We start from the raw sequence: 13,658 nt of genomic DNA on the forward strand, positions 1-13,658 counted from the left end.
GTGTCGAGACAGTAACGCGCGAGCTGGCGGCTTTGCTCGGCGCGCCGGCGGTGCTCGCTAATTTTTCGCGGCTTCTGATCGACCCCAATCGCGGCGAGGACGATCCGACGCTGATCCGCCAACTCTATGACGGCACCGTCATTTCGGGAAATTATCCGCTTGCCCCGGAAGAACGTGAAAGGCGGCTCGACCGCTTCTACCGGCCCTATCACGATGCGGTCGGCGCCATGATCGCCTCGGTGGCGCAGGCTTCCGCAAGCGCGCCCTTCATCTTTTCGGTACATTCCTTCACCCCGTTCATGCAGGGCTTCGTGCGCCCCTGGCATGTCGGTATCTTGTGGGATCGCGACGACCGGGTGGCGCGACCGCTGATCGATATGCTGGCCGCCGACGAAGACCTCATCGTCGGTGACAACGAGCCTTATGACGGCGCGCTACGTGGCGACACCATGTTCAGGCATGCCATCGTCAACGGCTTTGCTCATGCGCTGATCGAAATTCGCCAGGATCTGATCGCCGATTGGAAGAATGCCGGCGCCTGGGCCGAACGGCTGGCGCCGATCGTTGACGCGATCAACCGCCGTCCCGATATACGTCAGGTCAAACGATTCGGCTCGCGTACCGGGCCGCCATAAGGAGGGTTTCGATGACCGAACTCAGCGAAAAGCAAAAACGCGATTTCGAAGCCGCCGCCTTCCGCCGGCTGGTCGCGCATCTGCGCGAACGCACGGACGTGCAGAACATCGACCTGATGAACCTCGCCGGCTTCTGCCGCAACTGCCTGTCCAACTGGTATCGCGACGCTGCTGAGGCCGAGGGCGTCGATCTCGGCAAGGACCAGTCGCGCGAGATCATCTACGGCATGCCCTATGCCGAATGGCAGGCGCTCAACCAGACCGAGGCGTCCGATGCCAAGAAGGCCGAGTTCGAGGCAAGACGCCCCAGGGATCATTAGCCCGATCGGTTCTCAGCGACCTCGGTCTCAAGCGAGCAGCTTGGCCTAAGCACTTTCAGCCGGGAGCGCTTGACTGGAAATTGAATCGATCTAATTTGCCGCGCGAAGCTATTTTCGCACCGGATTCTACCCGATGAACACGCTAAACATCATGCAGACCGCCATTCGTGGACGATGGGCCGTGGCGGCCATGTTCCTGGCCAACGGCTTTCTGACCGGCGCCTGGGCGCCGCAGATCCCGGTGTTCCTGACCCGGCTCGACATCTCGAAGTTCACGCTCGGCCTGCTGATCCTGCTGTTCGGCGCCGGCGCGGTCACGGCGATGACCTGGTGCGGCCATCTGATCTCCAGGCATGGATCGCGCACCGTGCTGCGCTGGTTCGGTCTCATCGGCAGCTTCGGCCTGCTGGTTGTGGCGCTCGCGCCCAATGTGCCGCTTGCGGCCATCGCCATGTTCATCTTCGGCGGTTCGATCGGCGGCATGGATGTCGCCATGAACGCCAATGCGGTCGCGGTGGAACGGCGGTTGTCCCGCGCCATCATGTCGTCCTCGCATGGCTTCTGGAGCCTTGGCGGTTTCGCCGGCGGCGCTCTCGGCGGGTTCGCCATCCAGAATTATGGCCATCTCGCCCATGCGGCGGCGGTGACGGCTCTCGCCTTTGTAGTGATCGCAGTGGCGGTCCGCTACCTGATCGCCGAGGACAAACCGCGCCAAGGATCATCAGGGACCGGGTATCGCAAATTTGCCCTGCCTGGAAATCCGCTGGTCTATCTGGTCGGGCTGATGGCGCTGATGACGATGATCTCCGAGGGCGCGGTGCTCGACTGGGCGGCGCTGTATCTGCGGCAGGAACTCGGCGCCGACCTTGCCATAGCGGGCTTGGCCTACGCCGCTTTTTCCGGCGTCATGGCCGTCATGCGCTTTCTTGGCGACGGCGTCCGCCACCGTTTCGGCGCCGTGACGACGCTGCGCGTCTCGGCCCTTGTCGCCGCCGCCGGCATGCTGGTGGCCGGGCTGGCACCGTCGCCCTGGCTCGCCATCGCGGCTTTTGCCTTTTGCGGCTTCGGCATCGCCAATATGGTGCCAATCCTGTTTTCGGCCGGCGGCAACCAGGAAGGCATGTCGTCCGGCACCGGCATGAGCGTCGTCACCACAATGGGCTATTCCGGCATTCTGGTGGCGCCGTCGGCAATCGGCTTCATTGCCGAGCACTCAAGCTTCGGTCCGATCTTCGTCGCTTTGTCGGGGCTGCTGGTCGTTGTGTTTTTGATGGCCGGGCTCGCTCACCGCGCCGAATTCGCTCCTGAAGCAGCACCAGCCGAATAGCGTTTCAGCTCCTCATAGAGGAAATCCGCAACCCGGCGGATGCGCACGCTGGTGCGCACGTCGCGGTGCATGGCCAGCCATACCGGCAGCGTCGGCAGCGCGAGGCCCGGCAGCACTGTCTCCACCAGCGGATCGCGTTCGGCGAGCGGCTCCTGGCCAAAACCGATGCCGTTTCCCGCCCGCACCGCCTCCCACAGCACGATCTGGTTGTCGGTCCTGAAGCGGAATGCATTGCGGGTGAGCGGGACACCGAACTGCGCAAAGCCGCGAATGATCTCGTCGCTGCGGTCGAAGCCGATCAGATCATGGCCAACGAGATCGCCGGGCCTGAGCGGACGACCACGCCGGTCGAGATAGGATTTTGCCGCGCAGGCACGGAGCGGAATGTCGGTCACCTTGCGCGCCACCAACTCGTTCTGCGCCGGCTTGACCATGCGGATGGCGATGTCGGCATCGCGGCGCAAGAGGTTCTCGACCTGGTTCGACGCGACGATCTCGACCTCGATGCCGGGCTCCTCGGCACCCAGCCGAGCCGTCATCTCGGGCAGGACATAGGCCGCCACCACCTCGCTGGCGGCAATGCGCACCGTGCCCTCGATCGCCTCGCCCGATCCCAGCGCCAATAGCGAAAAGGCGCTCGCCTGCTCGCTCACCGCCCGGCCGCGTTCATAGAGCGTGCTGCCGGCTTCGGTCAGCGCATAGCCGCGCCGCCCGCGCCGGAACAGGGTGACGCCGAGCGCCTGCTCCAGCTCGGCGATATGGCGGCCAAGCGTCGGCTGGCTTGCGGCCAGCTTGCGCGCGGCCGCGGACAGGCTGCCGGTTTCCGCCACCGTGACAAAGCTCTTGATCAGGTTCCAGTCGATTTCCATTTAAAAATGAATATCAGATCGCCAACTTCAGTCAATTTCCATTCATTTGCGGGCGGATCATATTGTGGCCGTAACGCAAACACGGAGACGAAAAATGACTAAGATCGCAATTCTGGGTGCCAATGGCCGGCTCGGCCGCGTGGTGGCCAAGGCCTTTATCGACGCTGGCTACGATGTCCGCGCCATCACCCGCAGCGGCAAGATACCGGCAGAACTCACCGGCGCTACGGCCGTCGCCGCCGATGGCCTTGATCGCGAAGCGCTTATCCGCGCCACCGAAGGCGTCGACATCATCTTCAACGGCCTCAACCCGATCTACACCGACTGGAGCAAGTGCCTGCCGATGGCCGAGAACGTCATGGCCGCGTGCCGGGCGAACGACGCATTGCACCTCGCTTCAGGCAGCGTCTACAATTACGGCTCGCCGATGCCGGCGGTCATCACCGAAGACACACCATTCCACCCGACGACCGAAAAGGGCCGCATCCGCGTCGCCATGGAACACCTCTTTCGCCGCGAGGCTGAAGCGGGTCGAGTGCGCACCATTCTGCTGCGGGCTGGCGATTTCTTCGGCGGCACCGGCACCGGTTCGTGGTTCGATCTGATGGTCGCCGCCAAGATGAACAAGGGCGTCTATACGGCCCCCGGACCGGCCGATCTCGTGCATGAATGGGCCTATCTGCCGGACCTGGCCAAAGCCTTCGTCGGATTGACTGAGAATCTTGACAAGCTCGGCTCCTATGAGGCGCTGAACTTTCCCGGCCACGCCGTCACCGATCTGGAGATCAAGGCAGCCGCGGAGAAAGCGCTCGGGCGCACGCTGAAACTGACGTCGATGCCGTGGTGGGTGCTGCGCGCCGGCAGCCCGTTCGTGGCGATGTGGCGCGAGCTTGTCTCGATGTCCTATCTTCGCTTCGAGCCGCACCAGCTGACCTCGGCAAGGCTGGAAGGCATCATCGGCACGATCCCGCATACGCCGCTGGCCAAGGCGGTGGCAGAAGCTCTCGATGATATCGGTGTCGCTACGATTGATGGCGTTTCGAAAGCTGCCTGAAACGGGAAGCGGCGGATGCCCAACGCATGGCCCGAGCCGAAGGCTCGGAAGAACCATGCGCAAAATCGAATGCTGCAGCGCTGCGTCCAAAAAGGACGCTCAGCGCTGTAGCATTCGTCGTGCGCACCAATCTGCGGGTCAGATCCTGCCCATCAGCAACAGCACCAGCAGTATGACCAGAATGACGCCGACGATGCCGGAGGGACCATAACCCCAGGAACGTGAATGAGGCCATGCCGGCACCGCGCCGATCAGAATGAGGATCAAAATGATGACGAGAATGGTGCTGAGCGTCATGAGAAACTCCCCGCTTGGAGGTGTCGCATGACAGGACAATGCAAAAGGCCGCTGGGTTGTTCCCGGCGGCCTTCTACTTGGCTGATTTACCTGGCTGAAGAAATCGGCCTATTCGGCGGCCTTCGGGAACGCTATCTCGGGCTCCGTACCCAGCTCTGGCTCCGGAGTCTCCGGCGATGAAATCGCACCCTTGCCGCGCCCGAACAGGCGGCTGAACCAGCCGCGCCGCGCGCCGGGCTTGACCTTGGCGCGGGTGAACACCATCAGCATCGACGGCGTCACCACCAGCGTCAGCACGGTGGCGAAGGACAGGCCGAAGACAATCGCCGAGGACAGTGAAATCCACCATTGCGTCGACGGCGCGTTGATTGTCGTCTCGTGATGGAAGATTTCAAGCCCGAGGCCGAAGGCGATCGGCAACACGCCGAGGATCGCCGAAACCGCCGTCAGCACGACGGGGCGGGCGCGTTCGCGGCAGGTCTGTAGAACCGCTTCGACCTTGTCCCAACCCTCTTCACGAAGCCGGTCATAGGTGTCGATCAGCACGATGTTGTTGTTCACCACCACGCCGGCCAGCGCGATGACGCCGATGCCAGACATGACGATGCCGAAAGTCTCCCCTGTTATCAGAAGTCCCAGGAACACGCCGACCGTCGCCATGACCACGCAGGACAGCACCAGCCAGACACTGGTGAACTTGTTGAACTGCGCCAAAAGCACGATGAAGATCAGGAAGATCGCGGCACCGAAGGCTTTGCTGAGGAAGGCGCTGGCCTCCGCGCTGTCCTCGTTCGAGCCGGCGAGCTTCCAGCGTATGCCGCTGCCGAGATCCATATCGGCGACAGCCTGCGTGACCTGCTGCTGGACAGAAGCAACTTGCTCGCCGGCGGCGACATTGGCCTGGACGACCACCGTACGCGCGCCGTCGATGCGATTGAGGATGCCGACGGTCGGCTCGGGCTTGCGCACGACGAAATTCGAGATCGGCACCGACCCTTGCGATGTCTGCACCCTGAGGTCGTCGAGTGTCGCCAGCGTACGCCGATCCTCGGGCAGACGCAGCCTGATGTCGACGGCATCGTCCGCACCTGCTGGCCGGTATTCACTGAGCTTCAGCCCGTTCGTCACCAGTTGCACCACCGTTCCGACCGAGGTCGGACTGATGCCGTATTGTGCCGCCTTGGCGCGATCGACCTCGAGCGCCCAGTCGACGCCGGGCGGCGGCAGGCCGTCGGAAATGTCGATGACGCCGGGCACCTTGGCAATGCGTGCGGCAACCGCGCGCGCCTTGTCGTCGAGACCTTTCGGGTCGACGGCCGAAAGCCTGATCTGGATCGGCTTGCCGGTGGGCGGGCCAGCCTCGGGCACGCGAACCTCGACGTCGACGCCGGGAATGCCTGCCATGACGCCGCGCAGTTCGTCCAGGATCGCGTTCGCCGATTTGCGCTCGCGCCAGTCGACGAACTCGTACTGGATCACGCCGACCACGTCTTCGGGAATGTCCTGGCCGCCGCCTTGCGTCTTGCCGACACGGGTATAGACCGATTTCACGCCCGGCCAGCCGAGAAGCCGGTTCTCCGCGGTCTTCGTGGCGGCATCCATTTCGGCGAGCGAAAGGTTACCGCGGGCATGCACGTAGAGCAGGCCGTAGTCAGGCTCGACATTCGGGAAGAACTCGACACCAGCGCCGTATTTCGAATAGGCATAGCCGACGCCGAACAAAAGCGCGACTGTGAGCAGAAGCACGGTGACCGGAAAGCGCACCGCCTGCTTGACCACGGCCATGTACCAGCCGTCACGGTTGTCGTCCTCGTGATGCGGCGGGGCCTTGGCGAACAAGGCGCCCAGCGTCGGCGCAAAGAGCAGCGCATAGAGCATCGAGGCCGAGAGCGTGACGATCAGCGTGATCGGCATGTATTTCATGAAATCGCCGATGATGCCTGGCCAGAACAGCAGAGGCGAAAAGGCGGCGATGCGCGTCATCGTCGCCGCGATGACCGGCCCCGCCATGCGCTTGGCGGCAAGCGCGAAAGCATCTGCTTTAGGCATGCCTTCGCTCATGCGCCGCTCGGCGAATTCAGTGACGATGATGACGTCGTCGACCAGCATGCCGACCGCCAGAATGAGGCTGAACAGCACGATCATGTTGATCGTGTAGCCCATCATGGCCAACAGCAGGATGCCTATCAGGAAGGACGATGGAATGGCGAGACCAATCAGCACCGAGGCACGACCCGACAGCGCGTAGAGAATGACGATGAACACCAGGATCACGGCGATCATCACATGGTTCTGAAGATCGCCGAGCAACTGGTTGACGAAGACCGACTTGTCCTGTGTGTAGGTGACGTGCATGCCTTCCGGCATCGACTTGATGAAGGCGTCCGACACCTCCCTGACCTTGGCAATCGTGTCGATCAGGTTGGAACCGATGCGCTTCTTCACTTCGATGGCGATCGCCGGCTTGCCGTCGAGACGGGTCACCGTCTCGGCGTCCTTGAAGGTGGAGCGGACGGTGGCGATATCCTTGGCCTGCACCACTGCGTTGGGACCGGCGACGACCGGAAGCGCCGCCACGTCCTCCGGCGTCTCGATCAGTGAAGGCACCTTGATCGCGTATTTGCCTTCGGATCCTTCGATATTGCCGGCGGCGACAAGACTGTTGGAATTGCCGACCGCGCCTATCAGCTGGTCGAGCTGCAGCCCGTAGGAAGACAGTTTCATCGGATCGATGACGACTTCGACAAGGTCGTCGCGGGCACCTTGCAACGCGCCTTCCAGCACACCGGGCACTTCCTCTATGCGGTCGCGCAACTCGCGCGCCGCCGCCGTTAGCACGCGCTCGGGCACCTCGCCTGACAGCGTCACAACCAGGACGGGAAACTCGGAGATGTTGACTTCGGTGACCACAGGCTCCTCGGCCGCCTGCGGCAGATCGGCCTTGCCGTCCTGGACCTTGCTGCGTGTGTCCTGTAACGCGGTCGCCAGATCCGTCTGCGGCTGGAATTCGACCAGCACATAACCGCCGCCCTGGAAGGCGGCCGAGCGCATCTCCTTGAGACCCTTGAGGCTTTTCAGCTTGGCCTCCATCGGCCGCAGCAGAAGGCGCTCCGAATCCTCGGGCGAGATGCCCTGATAGACCAGGCTGACATACATCATCGGAATCGGAACGTCGGGTTCCGCTTCCTTCGGTGTCGACTGATAGGCGACCGCACCCGCAAGGATGAGGAACACCAGGACCGAAATGGTCAGCCGGGCATTGTTAATTGCGAGCTTGACGATATCCATGATTACTGCGTCCCAGCCGTCGCTTCGCCCAACAGCTTCTGGATGGTCGCCTGATCGGCCTCGACCGGCTTGATCACTTCGCCTTCCTTCACCAGTTCCTGGCCAGCGACGATGATGCGCGCATCGGCCGGGATGCCGCCGAGCACCAGGCCGGTTGGCGTGTCGTCGACCAGGTCGATCGGGAAGAACACGACCTTGTCGTCCTTGTCGACGGCACGAATGCCGAGGTCACCCTTGTCGCCCAGCGTCACCACCGAGCGCGGTAGCATGACGGCGTCGGTCGGCTGCGCGCTCAGCGCGATCTCGGCGGTCATCCCGGCCGGAATAGTGCCCTCGGGGTTGGGGATCGCGATCTCGACGCGGAAGGTGCGTGTGGCGGAGGACGCGTCGCGGCTGATGTAGCGCACTGTGCCTTTGACGGTCTGACCGCTGACCAACCGCACGTTCGCCTCGTCGCCGATCTTCAGGTAGCCGAGATCGCGTTCGCTGACTTCGCCGCGGGCAATCACCGGATCGAGCTTCAGAATGGTCGCCACCTCGCCACCCTGCATGACGGAGCTGCCAAGTTCCACAGGCACCCGGTCGATGACGCCGTCGAAGGGCGCCTTGACTTCGTTGCGGTCGAGCTCGGCTTGCGCGGTTTCCAGCTGCGACTGGGCCGCTGTCAGGTTGGAGCGGGCGGTATCGAGCTGCAGCTTGGGCAGATTACCGGTTTTCATCAGCCGAAGAGCCGCGGCGAGCTCGGCCTGACGCTGCACGACAAGCTGCTTGGCATTGTCGACTGCCGAGATTTTTTCCTCGGCGGCAAGCATCAGCACCAGGTCGCCCGTCTTGACGTGCTGTCCCTGCTTGACCGGCAACTTGTCGATGACGCCGGCGACGCGCGTCGCCAGGACCGCGCGCTTGTCGGCTTCGGTCAGCCCGGAAATCCGAATGGCGCGCGCATAGGTGCGCCGCGGCGGGGTTATGACCGCGACGGTGCGTAAGGCTGCCTTTGGCTGTTCGGCCTCGGCAGTCTTGGGCTTACCCGCGTCAGCCGCGTTTGGCTGCTCGACTGCGCCTGCCTTGGGATTGTTGTCGGCGGACGCACTGCCGACGGACGAGAACTCGCCCGTCACCATCCAGGCAGCGAACCCAACAAGCACAACAATGGCTGCAAGCTTGTGAAACCTGTATTTCGGCATCGTCGTTTTTTCCAGTGCGCGGGATTCGGCCAGGCCGCGTCTTCTAATTCGGCGCGTCGCCGATATGGGTGCGCGCAAGGCCGTGTTCAACTTGCCGTGATCGGCGAACGAGCTTCTACATCAAAGTTGCACCGCAATATAGTCAGAAAAGTTGATGGGTTATTACTTCGCTGGGCAGGATACGCTCGGTGCCATGAAGCGCGCCGGGCCAGCGCGGCCGTTCGTCTGCGGCATCGCACTCGGCGCAAAGACGCCATCGAAGCAGCATGGCAGCAGCTGTCAGCATGGTGGAATATTTTCATGTAAAGGTCACCTCCTTCGACAAGGGCAGTGTCCGGACGCGCTTGCCGGTCAGCGCGAAGATGGCGTTGGCAAGTGCCGGTGCCGCCGGTGGTGTGCCGACCTCGCCGACGCCGCCCATCTTGTGAAAATTCTCCAGTATCGCGACTTCGAACGCCGGACACTGGGAGATGCGCATGGCGTCGTAGTCGTGAAAATTCGACTGTTCGACCATGCCGTCGGCAAAGCTGATTTCCTGAGCCATCGCAGCCGACAGGCCATAGATGGCGGCGGAGATGAGCTGTGCCTCAATGATGCCGGGATCGAGTGCGGTGCCGACATCGGCGGCGATCCACACCTTCTCAATGCGGATTCCGGCCGGCGTGTCGGCGACCTGGACAATCTCGCCAACCCAGCTGCCGAAGGACAGCGTGAACGCCATGCCCTTGGCCTTGCCGGCGGGCAGCGCCTCGCCCCATTTCGCCATTTCGGCGACCTTCTCGACCACCTTCACCGCTGCCGGATAGGCGGCCATCAGCTTCTTGCGCAATTCGACCGGATCGGTTTTTCCGGCGACGGCGATCTCGTCCAGAAATCCTTCATGAAAGAAACCGTTGATTGAACTGCCGACCGATCGCCAGGAGCCGACGGGGATAGAGACGGGTGCGGCGACGCCGGTCACCCGGTAGTTCGGGATCGTATAGGGCTGGTTATGGGCTCCGTCGACGATGGACTTGTCGGGGCCGAGCGGTGATATCGAGGGAAACAGCCGGCGCAAGGTGCTGGCTATCAGCGATGGCGAGGCGATTGTCATGTCGACGGCGACCGGTATGCCGTCGCCGCCAAGCCGCGCCTGGAATTTGCCGATCGCGGCTGGCCGGTAGGCGTCGTGGCGCATGTCCTCCTCGCGCGTCCAGATCACCTTGATCGGCCGGCCTGCCGTTTCTTTCGCCATTAGCGCGGCACAGAGCGCATAATCCACCTCGACACGTCGGCCGAAGCCGCCGCCCATGAACGTGGTGTGGACGTTGACCTTGTCCTGCTCGACGCCGACAACACTGGCGCAAAGCTGGCGCACCAAGGTCGGCGCCTGGTTGCCGCACCAGATGTCGAGGACGCCGTCCTTCAGCCTTGCGGTGGCGTTCATCGGTTCCATCGTCGCATGTGCCAGATAGGGCACCGCGTAGTCGGCCTCGACTATTCTCTCGGGCGGCGCGTCGGCGAAGGCGGTATCGACGTCGCCATCGTCGCGCATCACCGATCCTTTGGTGCCGAGCGCCTGCTTCAGCACCTCGGAAATGGCAGCGCTGTCCAGCGGATACTCGGGATCGGCCCATTCGGCGTCGATCGCTTCCGCCGCCTTGAACGCCGCCCAGGTGTTTTCGGCGATGATGCCGAAGCCGTGGCCGTAATTCGTTTCGATCGGCACGATCCTGATCACGCCAGGCATTTTCTCGGCCTTGGAGAAATCTGCCTTGACCGGCTTGGCCCAGAAGCGCGGGCTCATCTTGACCGTGCCGTACAGCATGTCCGGCAGCATCACATCGATGCCGAAGATCGGCGCTCCGGTGACCTTGGCCAGCATGTCGATGCGTTTTTGCGGTTTGCCGAGCAGTTTCCAGTCGGCTTTGTCTTTGAGCCTGATATCCGCAGGCGGCGCCATCGTCGCAGCGGTCGCGGCGACAGCGCCATAGGTCACCGACTTGCCCGACGCCTTGTGCAAGACCCTGCCATTGGCAGTTTCCAGATCGGCGGCGGCTATGCCGAGCTTCTGCGCGGCCGCTGCAATCAGCATCTGCCGCGCGGCGGCACCTGCCTGTCGCATCTTCAGGAAAGCGTCGCGCGTCGAGGTTGAGCCGCCGGTGCCTTGGAGGGCGAGGAATTTTCCGACCACGCCCATGCCGGCGCGCACCATTTCCGCAGTCATGCTTTCGTCGAAGAAGGCGAACGGACCGCCCTCTTCCAGGATCGCTGAGTTGTAATAGGCGTAGGAGGCCGGGCCGTGCTCGACCTTGACCTGGTCGAGGCCGACATCGAGCTCTTCGGCGACCATGGCGGCGAGCGTCGTCGAGATGCCTTGGCCCATCTCGGCACGGGGGGCAACGATAGCGATGGTGTTGTCGGCGCCGATCTTCACATAGGGGTTGAAGGTCGCTTCATCAGCGGCGAGATCGCCTTCCAGCGGATTCGGATAGGGTTTGCGGTAGTAATAATAACCGACGGCGACGCCACCCGCGATGGCAGCCGCGCCGATGAGAAACGTGCGGCGGGCGATCTTTCCGACACTGGCCATGGTCAGATCCCCGCCGTCTTGAGGACGACCGCTCGTTTGATCGCCGCGCGGATCTTCGGATAGGTGCCGCAGCGGCAGAGATTGCCGCCCATGGCATTGTCGATGTCGGCATCGGTCGGGTCGGCAACCTCGTCGAGCAGCGCCACCGCGCTCATGATCTGGCCGGCTTGGCAGTAGCCGCACTGGGCGACCTGCTCTTCCAGCCATGCCTGCTGTACCGGATGCAGTCTGCCTTCGGTGCCCATGCCTTCGATCGTGATGACCGTGCCGGTGACCTCACCGACCGGCAATGAACAGGAGCGCACCGGCTGGCCGTCGACATGCACCGTGCAGGCGCCGCAGGCTGCAATGCCGCAGCCGAATTTCGGCCCGGTCTTGCCGATGACATCGCGCAGCGCCCACAGCAGTGGCATTTCGGGATCGGCATCGATATCGAATGCCTGCCCGTCGACGGTGAGGCGCATGGGATACCCTTCGTTGTCGTCCACAGCCCTAGGCGAGATGGCCTGGGCCATCTCGTCCCTATACATCTTGACAAATTTCGTTATTTTGTCAACAGAGCTTTTACAGGATAAAATTGCGTCATGATTGAGACCGAGGACATCACCGACCCCAAACGCGCCCGCATTCTGGACGGCGCGATGAGGATGTTTCTGGCCTATGGTTTCGCCCGCACCACCATGGACGACATTGCGCGTGCCGCCGACATGTCGCGGCCGGCGCTCTACCTCCAGTTCAAGAACAAGACCGACATCTACCGCGCCATCGCGCTGATGCTGCTTTCGCGCTCGCTCGCGCAGGCAAAAACGGCACTCGCCGGCGAAGGACCCTTTGTCGAGCGCATGATGCGGGCCATCGACGAGGCGCTGATCTCGATGATGCGTGTCGTCCACGCCTCGCCGCACGGCGCCGAACTCCTTGACATGAAATCGAGTCTCGCCGACTTGGTCGGCTGCTGGCGCGGCAGTCTTGTCGGGCATATCGCCACGGCGATCGAGAATGAAGCCCAGCGGAACGGCGTCGATCTCGCCGCCAAGGATCTCTCGCCACGGCTGCTGGCCGACATGCTTTTCGACGGGCTGGAAGGCATGAAGACGCGCACCAGCGATCCGGACGAGCAGCGGCTGGCTGCGGCCGCACTGATCAAGGTGATCGACCTCGCGCTGAACGCTGGGTGAGGTCAGATTTGACGGCGCGCTGCCTCAGGCTTCTTGCGTGCCGCAAGGAACTCCTTGACCCGCCGGCCCGGTGCCGGACCACGCACCGGCTTGAAGCCGTCGTCGAGCTCGCCTGAGAGATCAAGCGTCGGCCGCTTGCCGACGGCGTCGTAATTCTCCTCCAGCCAGTCGCTGGCGGCGGTGCGGCCAAGGTCGCGAAGGTAGGTCAGGAACGCCCATTCGGCATTGACCTTGGACGACGCCGACAAATCCTTGAACGCCTGGTCGGCATCGATCCGGTGCATGCGGATGTCGCGATATTCGCCATGCGGCAGCCGGCCGGCGGCGATCAGCTCCTTGACGAAGGCGATCGAACGGAATTCACGCAGCAGCCCGGCATTGAAGGTGATCTCGTCGATGCGGTTCTGGATTTCGTTGGCGCTCTTCGGCGTCCCCTCGCGGACCACCGGATTGATCTGCACCAAAAGCACGTCCTCGGTGGCAGCCGTCTTGAAGAACGGGAACAGCGCCGGATTGCCGCCATAGCCGCCGTCCCAGTAGGGCACGCCCTTGATCTCGACGGCCCGGAACAACTGCGGCAGGCAGGCAGACGCCATTACCGTGTCGAGGTCGATCTCGCCATCGGAGAAAACGCGCAACTGCCCGGTCTCGACATTGGTCGCGGAGATGAACAGCTCCATCGACTTGCAGGCGCGCACATTGCCGAAATCGATCTCCTGTTCGATCACGTCGCGCAGCGGATTGAGGCCGAGCGGGTTTGCGACATAGGGCGAGAACACCCGCGACATGGTGTCGAAAAAGAGATAGCCGGGCGTGTTCTCGATCGACCAGTTGCCCCAGGCCACGTCCCACGGCATGCGCTGCACCGGGCTGAACCGGCCCTTCAGCGCCACCGCGTGCCAGAAATCATCGAGCTTCCGCCGCGCGCCCTCGA

General features: G+C 63.0%; 12 protein-coding genes. 5 read left to right on the top strand and 7 right to left on the bottom strand.

The window, feature by feature from the left end:
* The 3 genes from E5W87_RS06625 to E5W87_RS06635 all read left to right on the top strand — a co-directional run.
* The coding region (locus E5W87_RS06625) for an N-formylglutamate amidohydrolase (RefSeq protein ID WP_292395151.1) at positions 1-635 on the top strand (635 nt) is incomplete at its 5' end.
* An 11-nt stretch (positions 636-646) separates the two neighbouring features.
* Positions 647-955 carry a DUF1244 domain-containing protein gene (locus E5W87_RS06630; RefSeq protein ID WP_292395154.1) on the top strand — a complete coding sequence of 103 codons (309 nt, stop codon included), beginning with the start codon at positions 647-649 and terminating at the stop codon, positions 953-955.
* A gap of 133 nt (positions 956-1,088) precedes the next feature.
* Positions 1,089-2,282 (top strand): MFS transporter, encoded by a 1,194-nt coding sequence (locus E5W87_RS06635; protein ID WP_292395156.1) that lies wholly within the window; start codon positions 1,089-1,091, stop codon positions 2,280-2,282.
* Here E5W87_RS06635 and E5W87_RS06640 read toward each other — a convergent pair.
* Positions 2,240-3,151, bottom strand: coding sequence for a LysR family transcriptional regulator (locus E5W87_RS06640; RefSeq protein WP_292395158.1), 912 nt, complete (start codon positions 3,149-3,151; stop codon positions 2,240-2,242). The genes E5W87_RS06635 and E5W87_RS06640 overlap by 43 nt on opposite strands.
* Before the next feature lie 94 nt (positions 3,152-3,245).
* Here E5W87_RS06640 and E5W87_RS06645 point away from each other — a divergent pair, with 94 nt between their 5' ends.
* Positions 3,246-4,205 carry an NAD-dependent epimerase/dehydratase family protein gene (locus E5W87_RS06645; RefSeq protein WP_292395160.1) on the top strand — a complete coding sequence of 320 codons (960 nt, stop codon included), beginning with the start codon at positions 3,246-3,248 and terminating at the stop codon, positions 4,203-4,205.
* Between the two features lie 138 nt (positions 4,206-4,343).
* Here the strand turns inward: E5W87_RS06645 and E5W87_RS06650 are convergent, their stop codons facing one another.
* The 5 genes from E5W87_RS06650 to E5W87_RS06670 form a co-directional block, all read right to left on the bottom strand.
* Positions 4,344-4,502 (bottom strand): DUF3309 family protein, encoded by a 159-nt coding sequence (locus tag E5W87_RS06650; RefSeq protein WP_292395162.1) that lies wholly within the window; start codon positions 4,500-4,502, stop codon positions 4,344-4,346.
* Between the two features lie 108 nt (positions 4,503-4,610).
* The gene (locus E5W87_RS06655; RefSeq protein ID WP_292395164.1) at positions 4,611-7,790 is read right to left on the bottom strand and encodes an efflux RND transporter permease subunit; all 3,180 of its coding nucleotides are present in this window, start codon (positions 7,788-7,790) and stop codon (positions 4,611-4,613) included.
* Between the two features lie 2 nt (positions 7,791-7,792).
* The gene (locus E5W87_RS06660; RefSeq protein ID WP_292395166.1) at positions 7,793-8,974 is read right to left on the bottom strand and encodes an efflux RND transporter periplasmic adaptor subunit; all 1,182 of its coding nucleotides are present in this window, start codon (positions 8,972-8,974) and stop codon (positions 7,793-7,795) included.
* Positions 8,975-9,272: 298 nt separating this feature from the next.
* A complete protein-coding gene (locus E5W87_RS06665; protein ID WP_292395168.1) occupies positions 9,273-11,546 on the bottom strand; it encodes a xanthine dehydrogenase family protein molybdopterin-binding subunit in 2,274 nt (757 codons plus the stop codon).
* Positions 11,547-11,548: 2 nt separating this feature from the next.
* Complete coding sequence (locus tag E5W87_RS06670; protein ID WP_292395170.1) at positions 11,549-12,010, bottom strand: (2Fe-2S)-binding protein; 462 nt, start codon at positions 12,008-12,010, stop codon at positions 11,549-11,551.
* A gap of 120 nt (positions 12,011-12,130) precedes the next feature.
* Here E5W87_RS06670 and E5W87_RS06675 point away from each other — a divergent pair, with 120 nt between their 5' ends.
* Entirely contained in the window at positions 12,131-12,724 is a 594-nt protein-coding gene (locus tag E5W87_RS06675; RefSeq protein ID WP_292395172.1) for a TetR/AcrR family transcriptional regulator, read from the top strand.
* Positions 12,725-12,726: 2 nt separating this feature from the next.
* On the opposite strand, the gene E5W87_RS06680 is transcribed toward E5W87_RS06675, so the two are convergent.
* Positions 12,727-13,658: patatin-like phospholipase family protein (locus tag E5W87_RS06680; RefSeq protein ID WP_292395174.1), on the bottom strand; the 932-nt coding region annotated here is incomplete at its 5' end.

Source organism: Mesorhizobium sp., assembly GCF_004962925.1.
Classification (GTDB): domain Bacteria; phylum Pseudomonadota; class Alphaproteobacteria; order Rhizobiales; family Rhizobiaceae; genus Mesorhizobium.